The sequence below is a fragment of the Kitasatospora sp. NPDC090308 genome (assembly GCF_044769485.1).
Taxonomy (GTDB): domain Bacteria; phylum Actinomycetota; class Actinomycetes; order Streptomycetales; family Streptomycetaceae; genus Kitasatospora; species Kitasatospora fiedleri.
In genome coordinates, this window is record NZ_JBIVXY010000013.1 from 51,724 (window position 1) to 66,629 (window position 14,906).

The following is a 14,906-nucleotide window of genomic DNA, read 5'->3' on the forward strand; positions in this document are numbered from 1 at the left end:
CCCGGGGCCCGGTCGGGCGCGTCAGCCGTCGATGCGGTGCTGCGTCCAGAAGGACGTCAGGTCGACCGTGGTCGCGGCCTGCGCGGCGGCCTTGAACTCGGCGGTGGTGGAGATCCCGTACCAGTGCGCCGCCGCGTAGTCGTGCAGCAGTTTGGTCATCGCGGTGTCGCCGATGGTGCGGCGCAGGTCGTGCAGGGCGCACTTGCCGTAGCCGTAGACGACCGCCGAGTAGCGGGAGGAGTGGGCGTCCCAGTAGGCCATCGAGTTGCTGATCTTCTCGGCGGAGGAGGCCCAGGAGGTGCTGTTCCAGCAGTTGGTGCCGGTCTTGCCCTGGGCGAGGTCGGTGGCGTAGTCGGTGAACGCCTCGTCCAGCCAGGGGTTGTTGTACTCGTCGTCGCCGACGATGCCGTACCACCACTGGTGGCCGATCTCGTGGGTGAGCGCGGTGGTGGAGACCAGGTCGAGGACGAAGCCGGGGTACTCCATGCCGCCGAACCAGAAGTTGTTGTCGATCACCGCGTCGAGTTCGCCGTAGGGGTAGGCGCCGAACCGTCCGGCGTGCGCGTCGACGGCGGACTTGGCGGTGCTCAGCATGGACTGCGCGTCGCTGGAGCTGATGCCGCTGACCGAGTAGACGTTGACCGCGGTGCCGGCCGCCGAGCTGCCGGATGTCTTGCTGAATGGTCCGGCGGCCCAGGCGAACTCGCGGACGTTCTTCGCGGTGGCCGTGGTGACGGTCCGTCCGCTGCTGCCGGGGGTGTCGACGGAGCTGCCGGTGGCGGGGACGAGCAGGCTGCTGGGGTGGTCGAGGGTGACGGTGTAGTCGGAGGCCAGGGTGTAGAAGGACTCACCGTTGTTGGTGTAGGGGTCCAGGTGCCAGCCGCCCGCGTCGCGCACCGCGAGGACGGGCAGCGCGTTGCCGATGAAGGCGAAGGCCCCGTCGCGGCCGAACCGGTCGGCGCCGGAGGGGACGGCGATGGACAGGTCGAAGCCGAGGCTGCCGCTCTGGCCCTGGGCGAGCGGCGCGGGCAGGGTGACCTTGAGCGCGGTGCAGCTGACGCTGAGCGCGCCGGCGGTGCCGCCGGTCAGGTTGCTGACGGTGACGGGCGTGCTGGGGCAGCTGCCGTGGGCGTTGTCCCAGAGCCGCAGGTACACCTCGGTCAGCGGGGTCGCCGAGGGGTTGGTGAAGCCGATGCCCTGGTGACCGGTCCAGGTGGCGCCGCTCGCGTCGCTGCTCAGGCTGACGGTGTACCCGGTGGGGGCCGGGGTGCGGGTGGCGTCGGTGGTGGGCGGGGTGGTGGTGCCGCCGGAGACATCGAGCGCGAAGTCGTCGAGCACGAAGCTGGTCTGCAGGCTGGCGTCCTCGACGCCGCTGAAGGCGAGGCTGACGGTCTGTCCGGCGTACGCGGAGACGTCGAGCGTCTTCTTCACGTAGCCGGCGGCGGCGTCCAGGTTGGAGTAGGTGGCGAGGGTGGTGCTGCCGAGCTTCGCGGTCAGTTTGTCGTACGCCGTGGTCTTGGTGGTCTCGGCGGTGTCGACGTGCAGCCAGAAGCTCAGGGTGGCGCTGGTGCAGCCCGCGGGGAGGGTCACGGTCTGCGCGAGCGTCTCGGTGTGCGCCGAGCCGTAGCCGTTCAGCCAGGCGAAGGACGTCCCGCCGTGGGCGCTCTGCCCGCTGTCGCTGGTGATCACGCCGCTGGACGAGGTCCAGGGCGAACTTCCGGACTCGAACCCGCCGTTCACGACCACCTGGGCCGGCGTGCAGGCGGCGGCCTGCGCGACGGTGGCGGTGGCGGTCACGGTGCCGGCGGCGACGAGCACGGTGGTGCCCAGGACGGCGACGGCGCGGGTGGCGAGGGCGCGGAGTCTGTTGCTCATGGTGCTCCTCTCGGTCGCCAGGGTCTGTGGGGGCCCTGGCCGAGGGGCAGACTGCCAGCAAACACCCGACTTTGAAAGGTGCATGCCACTGATCGTTACGCCCCGGAAACGAGCGGAAACCTTCAGGGTTCGAACACCGGCCGCGCCCAGGCCGGCGGCCGCGGCGGCGGGTCCGCCCCCGGGACGACCGGTGGAACGGCCGGCGGAACAGCCTCCGGGACGACCCGCGGAGCAGCCGGGCGCGCACCCCGGGGGGCCTCGCGGGACGCGGGGCGCGGGGCGCTGCGCGGGTCCGTCGCCGCCCGCAGCGCCGCGACGAACTCCAGGCAGCTCCCGTACCGCGCGCCGGGCCGCTTCGCCATCGCCCGCTCCAGCACCGCGCCCACCCCGGCGGGCAGGTCCGCGCGCCGCTCCCGGACGTCCGGCGGCGGGTCGTTGAGGTGCGCCCAGAGCAGTGCCAGGTCGTCGTCGCGCCGGTAGGGCGGGCCGCCGGTGAGCATCTCGAACACCACGCAGCCCAGGCTGTACACGTCGCACCGCCCGTCCACGGGCTTGCCGGAGATCTGCTCGGGGGCCACGTAGTCGAGGGTGCCGACGAACTGGCCGACGCTGGTCAGGCCGGTCAGCGAGAGCGACTTCTTGGTCAGGCCGAAGTCGGTCAGGTAGGCGTGCTCGGGGCGGTCGGGATCGGTGCCCTCGGCGATCAGCACGTTGCCCGGTTTGACGTCCCGGTGGACCAGGTCGTGGGCGTGCGCGGCGTCCAGCGCGCTGGCCACCTGGACGGCGATCCGCACGGTCTGGGCGGCCGTCAGCGGCCCCTGCCGGTCGAGCAGCGCGCGCAGGTCGCGGCCGCGCACGTACCGCATGGCCAGGTACAGCACCCCCTCGGCCTCGCCCGCGTCGTACACCGGGACGATGTTCGGATGGTCGAGCGAGGCGGCGACGTGCGACTCCCGGACGAAGCGCTGCCGGAAGTTCTCGTTGCGGGCCAGCTCGGGGGCCAGCAGCTTGACCGCGACGGTGCGGCCCAGCCGCAGGTCCTCGGCGCGGTAGACCACCGCCATGCCGCCCCGCCCCAGCACGTGCTCCAGCCGGTAGCCGGCCAGCGTGCGCCCGTCCAACTCGCCGGGCTCCGCGGCGGCGGCCGGCGGATCGGCCTGCGCGGCGGGCCGCCCGGAGGGTTCGGAGGACCGTTCCCCTGACATCGGGTCAGCCCCGGTCGGACGCGCGGTCGGCCGCCGCGTAGCCCTGGAGCTGGGCGGCGTCGCAGTAGTACCAGCGACCCCGGTCGAGGTCGAGCAGCCAGGCGTCCGAGCCGTCCAGCACCGCGCCGAGCCGCAGCTCGCGGGTGCCGTCGCGGAAGGTCTCCAGGTCGATCCGGCCGGCCGCCCAGTCGTCGACCAGCCGCCGGTAGGTGGCTAGTGAGCGTTCCAGCGCGGCGAGCAGCGGACGCGGGTCCTCGGTGGTGGCGAGCGGGCCGCCGGCCGACGGGGGGCGTTGCGGGAGGGCGACCAGCAGCCGTCCGTCGACCCACGCGGACCAGCCGTTGGAGCAGACGATCCGGGCCCAGTTGCCGTGGGCCTCGGCGAGCGCGACCGGGAGCAGCGGGTCGAGCGGCACTCCGGCGGCGGCCGGGTCGGGCGCGGTCCAGGTCGGCAGGCCGTCGGCCGGGACGACGTGGGTGGGCCGGAATCCGTCGGGCGGGCCCATGCGCTACCGCCGCATCACGGCGGGTTCGTGCCGGCGCAGCAGTCGGGCGACGACCAGTCCGTACGCGACGGCCAGCACGATCAGCATCCCCAGGTCGAGCAGCCAGATGCCCGGCCGGTGCGCGAACAGCGGGTCGTCGGTGAGCTCGCCGGGCACGGTGGCGTGCAGGTCGATGGTGGCGGCCATCGCGCCGAGCGCCCAGCGGGACGGGACGAGCCAGGACAGCTGGTTGAGCACCGGGATGTGGTCGAGTTGCAGCAGCGCCCCGCAGAACACCACCTGGACGATGGCGACCAGCACCAGCAGCGGCATGGTCACCTCCTCCTTCTTGACCAGCGCGGAGATCAGCAGGCCGAGCATCATCGCGGTGAGCGAGAGCAGCGCCACGGCGAGGGTGATCTCCAGCAGCGGCGGGAGGAGCACCCCGCTGCCGCCCTGCGGTCTGAGCTTCACGCCGATCAGCGCGACCATGGTCAGCACCACCGACTGGACGACCGTGACGGTGCCCAGCACGACGGTCTTCGAGCACAGGTACGCGGATCTGGACAGGCCGACGGCACGTTCGCGCTGGTAGATCGTCCGCTCCTTGACCAGTTCGCGCACCGCGTTGGCGGCGCCGGTGAGCACCCCGCCGACGCACAGGATCAGCAGCGCGTTCAGCGCGGTGTCCTGGTCGAGCCGGCTGCCGGCCAGGGCGCGCGCCATCGCGCCCATGACGAACGGCAGCGCGATCATCACGGCGAGGAAGGTCCGGTCGGCGGAGAGCGCGCTGGCGTAGCGGCGGCAGAGCGTGCCGACCTGTTTGCGCCAGCGCCGCGGCCGGGGCGCGGGCGCGGGGACGATCCCGGCCTCCGGCCGCTCCCGCTCGGCGGGGGCGAGCGCGCCGGGCCAGTCGCCGGGGCCGCCGGCCGGGCCGCTGACGTAGCTGCGGTAGGGGGTGGAGGCGCGGAACTCGCCGGCCCAGTCGCGGTCGGTCTGGTTCTCGAACGCCTCGAAGGCGTCCGGCCAGTGCGCGAACCCGAAGTGCTCCAGCGTCTCGCCGGGCGGCCCGTACCAGGCGGTGCGCCCGCCGGGGGCGAGCAGCAGCAGCCGGTCGCACAGGTCGAGGCTGAGCACGCTGTGGGTGACCACGATGACGGTCCGCCCGTCGTCGGCGAGGCCGCGCAGCATCTGCATCACGGACCGGTCCATGCCGGGGTCGAGCCCGCTGGTGGGCTCGTCGAGGAAGAGCAGGGACGGTTTGGTGAGCAGTTCGAGGGCCACGCTGACCCGCTTGCGCTGGCCGCCGGAGAGGCTGGAGATGACCTGGTCGGCGCGTCTGCCGAGGCCGAGTTCGTCGATCACCTCCTCGACCCGGGCGGCCCGCTCCTCGGGCGCGGTGTCGTCGGGGAAGCGCAGTTCGGCGGCGTACGCCAGGGCCTTCCGGACCGGGAGCTGGGTGTGCAGGATGTCGTCCTGCGGGACGAGGCCGATCCGGCGGCGCAGTTCGGCGTAGTCGCGGTAGAGGTCGCGGCCGTCGTAGCGGACGGTGCCGCGGTCGGCGGGGCGCAGACCGGTGAGCGCGTTGAGCAGGGTGGACTTGCCGGCGCCGCTGGGCCCGGCCACCGCGAGCAGGCACTTCTGGCCGACCGGGAAGGTGACCCCGTCGAGCAGGGTGCGGCCGTCGGCGACCTGGACGGTGAGGTCCTCCACGTCGAGGTCGATGTCGCCGGTGTCGACGAACTCCTGCAGTTCGTCCCCGACCAGGCAGAACACCGAATGGCCGATTCCGACCAGGTCTCCGGGGCCGACGGGGGCCTCTCGCACGGGCCGGCCGTTCAGGTAGGTCCCGTTGTGGCTGTCCAGGTCGGCGATCCGGTAGCCGCCGCCGGGCGCGGCGCGCAGCTCGGCGTGGTGCCGGGAGACCGACAGGTCGCCGACCACCAGGTCGTTGTCGGGGGCGCGGCCGATCCGCACCACCCTGGTCGGCAGCGGCATGACGCTGGACGGCGGCCGGCGGGAGCCGGTGATCGCGGTCAGCGCGGACGGGCGGCTGCCGGGCAGCGGGTGCACGGCGGTCGGTTCGGGCAGCGCGCTGAACGTGCAGCGCGGCCCGTCACCCGGGCTGCCCAGGCACAACACGGTACCCGGCCCGATCTCCAGGTGGACGACCCGGTGGCCGTCGGCGGCGTAGGTGCCGTTGGTGGAGCCGGTGTCGTCGACGAACCAGTGGCCGTCACCGGCGTGCAGTTGCGCGTGGTGCCAGGAGACCCGCGGGTCGGTCAGCACGATGTCGCCGGTGGGGTCGCGTCCGAGTGCGTACCTGCGGCTCGGCGTGATGACCGTGGAGTCGCCGTCGGTTTCGAGGATCAGTCTCGGCGCGGTGAGCGCACCCTCTCGCTCTCCCATAGCTCGATGCTAGACCGCGCGGTGAGCACCCGCCCGGGGGGCGGTTTTCAGCCCTTCGGGTGACAGTGGGAAGCGGCCGCCCCGGATCGGGTACCTGTGGGGTCGGGACCGAGCGTCCCGTTGGGCGGCGGATGGGAGCTGGCTTGTGAACACCTGGGCAACCTGGACCACTCAGGGCATTCTGTCCGGCCACGGCGGCGTGCGGACCGTCGAGATCGGCGTCATCACCGGGGACCTGACGGTGCACACCATGTGGATCGAGGGCGAGGCGCGGCTGACCGTGCAGTACAGCGGCGCGCTCGACTGGTTCACCGTGGAGGGCAGCCCCGTGGCCGCCGCGGACGAGGCGACGGCGCGCGAGGTGCACCAGCACATGGTCGAGGCCGTGAAGACGGGCGGAGGTGCCACCGCCCCACGGTCCTGACCGGAGGCCCGGCCCGGGCCGCCGCCGACCCGCCGTCGGCCGCGGCCCGGGTTTCGTGCGTCCCGGCCCGGCGTCGGCGTCCGGGGCACGGTCCGTCGGGCTGCCGTGCCGCCCGGCCGTCGGGTCACGGGCAGGCGTAGGTGAACGCGGCCTCGGCGTAGTGCCCGCTGCCGTCGGCCCCCTCCAGGACCTCCAGCCGCGCGCCGGCGGCGAACTCGCCGTGTCCCCGGAAGCTCCACTCCAGCGTGACGTCGGTGCGCCGGTGCCCGGCCGCCACGTGCTGGACGAACGGCCCGGAGACGGTGCCGTCGTTGCGCAGCCACCGGTAGGTCACCCGGCCCGCGCCGCCGTCGGTCTCCAGCGTCCCGGTGACCACGGCGGTGCCGTCGCACCCGGGCCCGGCGGACGCGGTCCCCGCCGTCACGCCCACCACCTCGACGGGGCGCCCGTACCGCTCCCAGAGCAGGTACCCGAGCAGCGCGAGCAGGAGCACCAGCGGCACCAGCAGCCACCTGTCCCACCGCCGCGGCGACGGCGCCGCCGCCACGGCCTCCCCGCGCCACACCGCGACGGCCCCGGGCGGCACCCCGGGGCCGTACCGCCGCAACTCGCCCTCCGGCGCGGGCCCACCGGGCTCGGGAAGGATCGCGGCGAGGTCCACGGGAGGCGGCGCCACCGGACCCAGCCGAACGGTCTGGGCCGCGTCGTCCAGCCGGACGGTCCGCTCGGCGTCGGACGGCGGTGGCGGTGGCGGTGGCGGCGGGACGGACGGGCGGAGCTGGACGGTGCGCAGGTCGTCCTGCGGGGCGGCGGCGGATCGCAACCGGACCGTCCGGTCCGGGTCGTTGCGCCTGCGGACCGGCCCGAGCCGGAAGCCGGGGTCGGGGGCGTTGTCGGTCATCGTCGTGCTCCTCCTACCTCGGCGGGCAGATCATGAGGTACGAGGGCGAGGCGGTGGTGTCCCCCGCCGGGGTGGTGACGCTCACGCCCACGTTCTTGGCCCGCTGGTTGCAGGCGAAGGTGTGCGGCCGGGTCACCGTCCCCTTCGCCGGGACGTCGACGGACTCGGCTGCGGAAGGAACTCCGTCGTCGTACCAGGTCAGCGTCACTCTCCCCGCAGTGCTCCCGGCCGGTTCCACCGACACCAGGAACCCGGCCGTCAGCGTCGTCCCCTCCACACGGCCGGAGAGCCTCCGCACCGTCACAGTGACCGGCGGCGCACTGCTCGCCGTCACGCTGGGCGTCGAACCGGGCGCGGTCGGGCTCGGGCTCGTGCTCAGGCTCGGCTTCGGGGAGGTGCTGGGCTTCGTCGTCGGGCTCGGCGACGTGCTCGGGCCGGTCTCCTCGGTCGGCGTGGAGGTGGGCGAGGCGCCGGGGCTCGGGCTGTCGCCGGGGGTCGGCGGGGGCTCGGCCGTCGGTGGCTCGGGGGGCCGGACGCTGGTGGTGGCGAGCGGGGCGGCGACCGGCCGCGGGTCGGCGGTGGTGCCGTTCCCGTCCGCGGAGGCGACCGCCGCGAGCGCGCCCGTGACCAGGACGATCGCGCCGACGGTGGCAATCAGCCGTCCCCGGAACGGAACGCGCGGGCGCGGGGCCGGTGGCGGCGGGGCGAGCACCGTCGTCGCGTACGAGGTCGCGCCGGGCAGCGCGCCCTCGCCCGGGGCGGAGGGCAGCAGCAGCGGCAGCAGGGCGACCAGCGCGGCGAGCCGTTTGCGTCCGCGGTCCTCCCAGTCCGCGCCGTAGGCGGCCCCGGCGGCGGCCTCCAGCTCGCCGACCAGGGCCTCCGCGCCGGCGGGGCGCTGTTCGGGGGTCTTGGCGAGTCCGGCCCGGATGAGCGGGCGGAGCGCTTCGGGGGCCTGGACGTCGGGGATCTCGGCCTCGGTGTGCTGGACGGCGAGTTCCATCAGTGTGGTGCCCGCGTAGGGCTTGGCGCCGGTGAGGCACTCGAAGAAGGTCGCGGTGGCGGCGTACACGTCGGTGGCCGGGGAGGCGGGGCGGCCGGCCCACTGCTCGGGGGCCATGTAGGCGGGCGTCCCGGCGACGGTGCCGCCGGAGCCCGTGCGGACGGCGATGCCGAAGTCGACGAGTTTCGACTCGCCGTCCGCGGTGACCAGGACGTTGCCCGGCTTGTAGTCGCGGTGCACGACACCGGCCCGGTGCGCGGCGGCCAGGCCGAGCAGGGAGCCCTTGAGCACGACGAGGGCGGCCTCCGGTCCGGTGCCGCCCTCGGCGCGCAGCAGGTCGCGCAGCGAGACGCCCTCGACGAGCTCCATCACGATGGCCGCGCCGCGCGGGCCCTCGACGTACTCGTACAGGCGGGTGACGTGCGGGCTGTCGAGGGCGGCGAGCAGTTCGGCCTCGACCCGGAACGCGGCCTGGTCGGGGTGGTCGCCGAGCAGGTACTTGACGGCGACGGGGGTGCCGGTGGCCCGGTGCCGGGCGAGGACGACGCGGCCGGACGCGCCGGCGCCCAGTTCACGTCCGTGCGCGTAGTCGGGGAGTTCCCAGCGGGCGTCCCGCGGGGGCCGGTCCGCCGGTCCGTCCTCCGGGTGCTGATCGTCGCTCACCTTGTCCACCCCCGGCGCCCCCGTGCTGTGCGGGGGCGTCCCGTCCGTCGCCTGCGGGCCGGCGCGGGTGCGCGGCCACCGGGAGTGACGCGCCCCCGGCCGGAGGAGTTCCGGTCCGGGGGCGGGGGAAGGTCACGATTCGACTGTTTCGCACACCGACGTTCCGCACGCCGGTGTTCGGCCCGTCACCAGGCGCTGTCCGGGGGTGACGGGTCGCGGCGGCGGGCGGAATCGGCGGCCTCGGCGGCGGTGGAGCCGTGGTGGATCAGCTGCTGGCCGAGGGCGGTCAGCGCCCGTCCGACGGCGAGTTCGTCGCCGATCTCCGGGTCGGCGGGGTCGGTCCGGCTGCGGTGCGCCTCGGCCTCGACCTCGATCAGGTTGACGCCGGTGTCGAGGACGGCGTGCGCCTGGGTGAGGTCGCCGGCCTCGACCACCCGCAGCCGGACCGACCACTCGGTGCTGTGCGGCCCGGACGCCGCCACGTGTCCGCTCACCGCCGCTCCTCCTGCTGCTGGGACGGGTCCGCGGTCGGGTCGCCCTCGGCCCGGGACTCCTCCCCCGCGTGCATGGTCTGGTAGGAGGTGATGCCCTCCTCCGGGTCGGCGGCCCGGACGTCCTCCTCGTCCCGCCGGTCCTTCTGGTCGAGCCTGTCGTTCATCTGTGACATCTCGGGCTCCTCGCTCTGGCACCCCCGCTGCTCCTTCCAGCGTGCCTCCGCGGGCGGCCTCAGTCGAGTTCGGCCAGCAGGTCCGGGTTGACCGCCCCGACGATCGTCCGGACGTCGGCCTCCGCGACGGCGGGCCACAGCACCGCGCGGGCGTCCCGGTAGCGCTCGGCCAGCCGGGCCCGGTCCGCCGCCGGGAGCAGCGCGGCGCGGTCGGCGCGGGAGTTGTGCGCGTTGTCGGCGATCTTGACCAGGGTGGCGGCGTGGTCGGTGACGACGTCCAGCAGCATCGTCCGGTAGTCCGTCCCGGCCGTCCGGGTCACCCGCCGGACGGTCGCCACCACGGCGGCGGGGACACCTGCGGCGAGCAACTCCCCGGCGGTGAGCGGGGTGTCCTCCAGGACGTCGTGCAGCAGCGCCGCCATCCGCACCCCCGTCCCGAACGGGGCGACGCCCGCGGCCACCGCCCGCACGTGCTCCACGTACGGGACCCCGGTCCGGTCGTACTGGCCGGCGTGCGCGCGGGCGGCCAGGGCGTCGACCTCGTCGAGGGTCAGCGGCGGTGCGGCGGTCATGGTGTCTCCCCTTCTGTTCTGCCTCCTGCACTCCGTCCGGAGTGCCCTGCCTGTCGTGGCTCCGGCCGTCGTGCTCCGGCTGGTGCGCTCTGCCTGTCGTGCTCCGGCCGTCGTGCTCCGCGCGGAGCACCACGCCCGGAGTGTTCCACGCGCCGCCCGTCGGCGGAGCGGCGGGTGGACGGGCCCTCGGCCGCCGCGACGTATAGTCCGGTTGACCGAAGGGAGTGATCGTCCGGTGCGGGTGACCCCGATCTCCCCGGAGCGGCTGGCCGGGCTGCTCGCGGGGCGGATCCACGAACTGGCCGACGACGACCGGCGGCTGCGGGTCGCGGTCGACGGCGCGGCGGCGACCCGGCCGGGCGAGTTGGCGGACGCGCTGGCGGAGCCGCTGCGCCTGCTCGGGCGACCGGTGCGGCGGGTGTCGGCGGGCGACTTCCTGCGCCCGGCGTCGGTGCGCTTCGAGTACGGCAAGGAGGACCCGGACGCCTTCCACGACCTCTGGCTGGACCAGGGCGCGCTGCTCCGCGAAGTCCTCGACCCGCTCGAACCGGACGGTGACGGCCGCGTCCTGCCCACGTACTGGAACCCGGTCAGCGACCGCGCCACCCGGGCGGGGTACGTGGAACTCCCGCCGCGCGGCGTGCTGCTGCTGGACGGACCGTTCCTGCTCGGCCGCTGGCTGCCGTTCGAGCTGACCGTGCACCTGACCCAGTCCGCCGCCGCGCTGGCCCGCCGCACCCCGGAGGCCGAGCGCTGGACGCTGCCCGCGTTCGAGCGCTACCGCACCGAGACCGTCCCGGAGGAGCTGGCCGACCTGACGGTGCGGGTCGAGGACCCGCGGCACCCGGCGCTGGTGGAGCAGGACTGACCGGGGACTTCGGGGGGCCGCCTGGGCGTCAGGAGGTCGGCACCGGGCCGCGCTGGCAGCGCGGGCACCAGTAGGCGACGCGGTCCCGGTCGTGCTTGGCGGTGCGGATCGGGGTGCCGCAGCGCACGCAGTTCCGGCGGCCCCGGCCGTACACCCAGTGCTGGTGACCGGGCCGGGTGTCGCCGGTGGTGACGTGGTCGGGCCGCAGCTTGTTGGCTTCCAGCACCTGGTGGGCGCGGTGCAGCAGCCGCTCCGGGTCGGGCAGTTCGCCGACCGGCAGCCAGGGCGTGACACCGGCCAGGAAAGCCAGCTCGTTGGCGTACACGTTGCCGATGCCGGCCAGGTTGCGCTGGTCGAGCAGGGCCGCGCCGACCGGACGCCGCGGGTCGGCGAGCAGGCGACGGCGGGCTTCGGCGGCGTCCCAGTCCGGGCCGAGCAGGTCGGGGCCGAGGTGGCCGACCACCCGGTGCTCCTCCTCGGTGCGCAGCAGTTGGACCACCGGCAGCCGGTAGCCGACGGCGGTGCCGTGCTCGGTGCCGAGCACCGCCCGGACCTGGAACGCCGGGCCGCCGCGCCAGCGCTCGCCGGGCCGGAAGGTCTGCCAGCGGCCGTCCATCCGCAGGTGGCTGTGGAGCGTCACGCCGCCCTCGAACCTGGTCAGCAGGTGCTTGCCGCGCGGCACCGTCCCCAGCACCCGGCGTCCCGTCAGGTCGGCGGTGGCGTGGGCGGGGACGCGGAAGTCCGTCACCGTCAGCAGGTGACCGGCGAGCGCCTGGTCGAGCTGGGCGGCGACGTGGTAGATGGTGTCTCCTTCGGGCACTCCCCCATCATGCCGCCCGTCACCGACACCGCCGCCGGCGCCGTCCGCGGTCCCGCGCTCTGCCCGTAGCGGAAATCGCTGGTCAGCGGCCCGACCCTGCCCTACGGTCGGCGGAATGACGATCACTCACGAGGTGGCCGGAAACGGCCCCGCGGTGGTTCTGCTGCACTCCTCCCTCTGCGACCGGCGGATGTGGGACGGGCAGTGGGACGCCTTGCGCGCGGCCGGGTACCGCGTTCTGCGGTGCGACTTCCGCGGTTTCGGGGAGACCCCCTGCGCGGACCGGCCGTACGACAACCTGACCGACCTGGCGGAGCTGCTGGACGGACTCGACATCGAACGGGCGGCCCTGGTCGGCTCCTCCTTCGGCGGTCGGCTCGCCCTCCAGTTCGCGGCCCGCCACCCCGACCGGGTCGGCTCGCTGACCCTGCTCTGTCCGGGCAGCCCGGACCACGAGCCGAGCGCCGAACTGCTCGCGCTGGACGACCTCGAGGTCGGCCTGGTCGAGTCCGGCCGCCTGGACGAGGCGGTCGAGCTGATGGCGGACACCTGGCTCGGGCCGGACGCGGACGAGGCGGCCCGGGCGAAGCTCCGGGTGATGCAGCGCAACGCGTACGAGGTGCAGTTGGAGCCCGAGCAGGAGATCTCCCCGACGCCGGTCGAGGTCGACCTGCGGGCGGTCGTCGCGCCCACCCTGGTGTACTCCGGCGCGCACGACCTGGACGACTTCCGCCGGATCGCCGCCGACCTGGCGGCCCTGCTGCCGGACGCCGAGCACCGCGAACTCCCCTGGGCCGGGCACCTGCCCGCGCTGGAGCGCCCCGCGGAGGTCGCCGAGCTGCTGCTCGCCCGGCTCGCCGAGGTCGGCCGGCGCTGAGGGTGCAGGCCGGGTCCGGGCCCGGGCGATCCGTCCTGCGGACCGCCTTCCGGGCCGTTCCCCGCATTCACTCCACCGGGTGAATCCGGCCGGTCGACCGGGACGCCGCGCGCACGGGACTCCCGGCCGACCGGCCCCGTTTTCGGCCCGTGCGGACCTTCGGGCGGTGCGGAGAAACGGTTCGTCCCTGAGGGGTCGTCACCGGCCTTTTTTCGAACAGGCAGTGCGCGTGGTTCGAAAAAACCCGTGCACCCGATCGACCGCTCTGATGTGATGCCGCCTGATCAACCTCCACGAGAGGAAGCACCGCACCCTTGGACGGCAGCACGATGCGCGACGCGAACGACACCCCCACCCCCGGGTCGAAGGACGTCCTGGCCCGGCTCGAAACCTATTACGACGCGGTCCCCCGGTTCTCCGCGACGACCGAGGAGCACGGCCCGTTCACCCTGTTCGTCCGCACCGGGCAGGGCTGGCACTACTACGGGCGGCCCACGCCGGGCGGCCCGGGCGTCTTCACCGCCGCGGACGTCGAGCGGGTCCGGGCCAGGCAGCGGGAGATCGGGGCGCCCGAGAGCTTCGAGTGGGTGCACGAGACCACACCGGGTCTGCGCGCCGCCGTCGAGGCCACCGGGCTGGAGGTGCACGAGCACCCGCTGCTGGTGCTCGACCTCGACGAGCCGTCCCCCGCCCAGGCCACCACCGCCGACGCCGGGGCGGAGGCGGCGGTCGACGAGCCGGAGGTCCGGGTGCTCGCCCCGGACGACCCGCTGCTGCCCGCCGCCGTCATGCTGCCGCACCTGGCCTTCGCCGAGGCCGGCACCCGGGTCGGCACCGCCGGGCCCGAGCAGCTCGCCGAGGCGGTGCGGGGCCCCGACACGGAGGCCGCAGCCGCCCGCATGGCCGGTCGGATAACGGCCGGGCGGACGGTCCTCGCCGCGACCGTCGGGCCGGACGGCGCCCCCACCGCCTCCGGCTGCCACCAGCCGGTCGGCGAGGTCAGCGAGATCGTCGCGGTGGCCACCCTGCCGGCCCTGCGCCGCCGGGGCCTGGCCCGCCGGCTCACCTCGCACCTGGTCGAGCACGCCCGCGCCACCGGGGTCCGGACGGTGTTCCTCTCCGCGAGCGACGACGCCGTGGCGCGGCTCTACGAGAGCGTCGGCTTCCGCCGAATAGCCACCGCCCTGATCGCCGAGCCGCCCACCGAGGGCTGACCGGCCGCCACCCCGCCACCGCCGGCCCGGCCCCACCCGGTACGGCGGCGGGCCAGGTGGAGCCGGGTGCGGCAGCGGATCGTTCCCGTCCACCCGCCTTCCGCGTCCCGCGCTTCCCACCACCCGCCACGGCCGGTTCCGGCGACCGGTCGCGGCGACAGCGCCGGGCCGCCCCACCCGTTCCCGGTGACGAGCGGGAGCCGACAAGACGTCAACTGGGAGGAGTACCAACGGACACCGGGACGTCGAGCGCGCGTTCGGGTGTTAGAACCGGCGTCCAGCGGGCACATGTGTTGCTACCTGGGAGCAGGGTCGCGTCGGCGGGGAAGGCCGGGGCGTGCCTGCCTTGCGGCGCGGAGGTGGTTGATGGACGGACCCGCACTCTCCCCCCGTGAGCTACTGATCCTCCAACAGATCGAGGCAGAGCTGGGGAGCGATCAGGAGCTGGAGCGCGAGCTGCGCACGATGCGGACAGCGAGGATGGCCCGGCTACGACGGACGGTGGTGGCCCGGCCGTGGATCGTGGTCACGGTGATCTCGTGCTGTCTGGCCGTCTCGTTCGCACTGCTGGCGCTGGCAGTGGTGCGGGACCAACCGGTCCTGCTCCTGGCCGTGGTGGTCGGTTGGGCCGCCGCGTTGGCGATGCTGATGGTGGTGGTGACGCACCTGCGCCGCCGAGGGCGAATCCGGTAGCCCCTCCCGCCACAACCGGCCTGGCTGACCGGGTCGGCGGGTCGGCAGCTCCGTGGATCAGCAGACCGTCAGGAGGAACAGCGCACGCGGAACGAGTAACGGGCAACGGGGGGTGGGGCGGTACGGTCCGCCACCGCGCGCCCCCACCACCCACCGCGTCCCCCACGCGGACAACGCCCACGGGTCCACCCGGCAGTTGGCCCGATGCGGTGGAAAGCGACGCCCCCGGCCGTA

General features: G+C 74.5%; 15 protein-coding genes. 5 read left to right on the forward strand and 10 right to left on the reverse strand.

The genetic code is table 11. From position 1 onward, the window contains the following. Window positions 1–21 precede the first annotated feature (21 nt). The 4 genes from ACIQVD_RS25740 to ACIQVD_RS25755 form a co-directional block, all read right to left on the reverse strand. A complete protein-coding gene (locus tag ACIQVD_RS25740; RefSeq protein WP_402291844.1) occupies window positions 22–1,875 on the reverse strand; it encodes a M1 family aminopeptidase in 1,854 nt (617 codons plus the stop codon). A gap of 122 nt (window positions 1,876–1,997) precedes the next feature. Then, window positions 1,998–3,080, reverse strand: a complete 1,083-nt coding sequence (locus ACIQVD_RS25745; RefSeq protein ID WP_402291845.1) for a serine/threonine-protein kinase — start codon at window positions 3,078–3,080, stop codon at window positions 1,998–2,000. 4 nt (window positions 3,081–3,084) lie between these two features. Continuing rightward, on the reverse strand, window positions 3,085–3,585 hold the full coding sequence (locus ACIQVD_RS25750) for a hypothetical protein (RefSeq protein ID WP_402291846.1): 501 nt from the start codon (window positions 3,583–3,585) through the stop codon (window positions 3,085–3,087). Window positions 3,586–3,588: 3 nt separating this feature from the next. Further along, window positions 3,589–5,973: an FHA domain-containing protein gene (locus ACIQVD_RS25755; RefSeq protein WP_402291847.1), complete on the reverse strand. Its 2,385-nt coding sequence runs from the start codon at window positions 5,971–5,973 to the stop codon at window positions 3,589–3,591. Window positions 5,974–6,118: 145 nt separating this feature from the next. Here ACIQVD_RS25755 and ACIQVD_RS25760 point away from each other — a divergent pair, with 145 nt between their 5' ends. Beyond that, on the forward strand, window positions 6,119–6,397 hold the full coding sequence (locus ACIQVD_RS25760; RefSeq protein WP_100834612.1) for a hypothetical protein: 279 nt from the start codon (window positions 6,119–6,121) through the stop codon (window positions 6,395–6,397). Window positions 6,398–6,521: 124 nt separating this feature from the next. Here the strand turns inward: ACIQVD_RS25760 and ACIQVD_RS25765 are convergent, their stop codons facing one another. From ACIQVD_RS25765 to ACIQVD_RS25785, 5 genes are all read right to left on the reverse strand, one after another. Then, a complete protein-coding gene (locus ACIQVD_RS25765; RefSeq protein ID WP_402291848.1) occupies window positions 6,522–7,298 on the reverse strand; it encodes a hypothetical protein in 777 nt (258 codons plus the stop codon). 13 nt (window positions 7,299–7,311) lie between these two features. Next, a complete protein-coding gene (locus ACIQVD_RS25770) occupies window positions 7,312–8,961 on the reverse strand; it encodes a protein kinase (protein WP_402291849.1) in 1,650 nt (549 codons plus the stop codon). Between the two features lie 185 nt (window positions 8,962–9,146). After that, on the reverse strand, window positions 9,147–9,455 hold the full coding sequence (locus tag ACIQVD_RS25775) for a dsRBD fold-containing protein (RefSeq protein ID WP_400680804.1): 309 nt from the start codon (window positions 9,453–9,455) through the stop codon (window positions 9,147–9,149). Next, on the reverse strand, window positions 9,452–9,628 hold the full coding sequence (locus ACIQVD_RS25780; RefSeq protein ID WP_402291850.1) for a hypothetical protein: 177 nt from the start codon (window positions 9,626–9,628) through the stop codon (window positions 9,452–9,454). Before ACIQVD_RS25780 ends, ACIQVD_RS25775 begins: the two co-directional genes overlap by 4 nt. 59 nt (window positions 9,629–9,687) lie before the next feature. Further along, window positions 9,688–10,200, reverse strand: coding sequence for an HD domain-containing protein (locus tag ACIQVD_RS25785; protein ID WP_282204458.1), 513 nt, complete (start codon window positions 10,198–10,200; stop codon window positions 9,688–9,690). Window positions 10,201–10,435: 235 nt separating this feature from the next. Here ACIQVD_RS25785 and ACIQVD_RS25790 point away from each other — a divergent pair, with 235 nt between their 5' ends. After that, entirely contained in the window at window positions 10,436–11,068 is a 633-nt protein-coding gene (locus ACIQVD_RS25790; RefSeq protein WP_400680798.1) for a uridine kinase, read from the forward strand. Between the two features lie 28 nt (window positions 11,069–11,096). Here the strand turns inward: ACIQVD_RS25790 and ACIQVD_RS25795 are convergent, their stop codons facing one another. Further along, window positions 11,097–11,888: a DNA-formamidopyrimidine glycosylase family protein gene (locus ACIQVD_RS25795; protein ID WP_400680796.1), complete on the reverse strand. Its 792-nt coding sequence runs from the start codon at window positions 11,886–11,888 to the stop codon at window positions 11,097–11,099. Between the two features lie 115 nt (window positions 11,889–12,003). Between ACIQVD_RS25795 and ACIQVD_RS25800 the strand changes: the two genes are divergently transcribed. The 3 genes from ACIQVD_RS25800 to ACIQVD_RS25810 all read left to right on the forward strand — a co-directional run bounded on the left by ACIQVD_RS25800 (window position 12,004) and on the right by ACIQVD_RS25810 (window position 14,672). Continuing rightward, complete coding sequence (locus ACIQVD_RS25800; protein ID WP_402291851.1) at window positions 12,004–12,765, forward strand: alpha/beta fold hydrolase; 762 nt, start codon at window positions 12,004–12,006, stop codon at window positions 12,763–12,765. A 314-nt stretch (window positions 12,766–13,079) separates the two neighbouring features. After that, window positions 13,080–13,979 (forward strand): GNAT family N-acetyltransferase, encoded by a 900-nt coding sequence (locus ACIQVD_RS25805; RefSeq protein WP_402291852.1) that lies wholly within the window; start codon window positions 13,080–13,082, stop codon window positions 13,977–13,979. Between the two features lie 366 nt (window positions 13,980–14,345). Next, window positions 14,346–14,672, forward strand: coding sequence for a hypothetical protein (locus ACIQVD_RS25810; protein WP_402291853.1), 327 nt, complete (start codon window positions 14,346–14,348; stop codon window positions 14,670–14,672). Window positions 14,673–14,906 lie beyond the last annotated feature (234 nt).

What these genes read in the sequence shown, in the direction of transcription:
- ACIQVD_RS25740 (WP_402291844.1), bottom strand. Translation starts at nt 1,875, where the DNA reads ATGAGCAACAGACTCCGCGCCCTCGCCACCCGCGCCGTCGCCGTCCTG.
- ACIQVD_RS25780 (WP_402291850.1), bottom strand. Translation starts at nt 9,628, where the DNA reads ATGTCACAGATGAACGACAGGCTCGACCAGAAGGACCGGCGGGACGAG.
- ACIQVD_RS25745 (WP_402291845.1), bottom strand. Translation starts at nt 3,080, where the DNA reads ATGTCAGGGGAACGGTCCTCCGAACCCTCCGGGCGGCCCGCCGCGCAG.
- ACIQVD_RS25810 (WP_402291853.1), top strand. Translation starts at nt 14,346, where the DNA reads ATGGACGGACCCGCACTCTCCCCCCGTGAGCTACTGATCCTCCAACAG.
- ACIQVD_RS25755 (WP_402291847.1), bottom strand. Translation starts at nt 5,973, where the DNA reads ATGGGAGAGCGAGAGGGTGCGCTCACCGCGCCGAGACTGATCCTCGAA.
- ACIQVD_RS25800 (WP_402291851.1), top strand. Translation starts at nt 12,004, where the DNA reads ATGACGATCACTCACGAGGTGGCCGGAAACGGCCCCGCGGTGGTTCTG.
- ACIQVD_RS25785 (WP_282204458.1), bottom strand. Translation starts at nt 10,200, where the DNA reads ATGACCGCCGCACCGCCGCTGACCCTCGACGAGGTCGACGCCCTGGCC.
- ACIQVD_RS25750 (WP_402291846.1), bottom strand. Translation starts at nt 3,585, where the DNA reads ATGGGCCCGCCCGACGGATTCCGGCCCACCCACGTCGTCCCGGCCGAC.
- ACIQVD_RS25765 (WP_402291848.1), bottom strand. Translation starts at nt 7,298, where the DNA reads ATGACCGACAACGCCCCCGACCCCGGCTTCCGGCTCGGGCCGGTCCGC.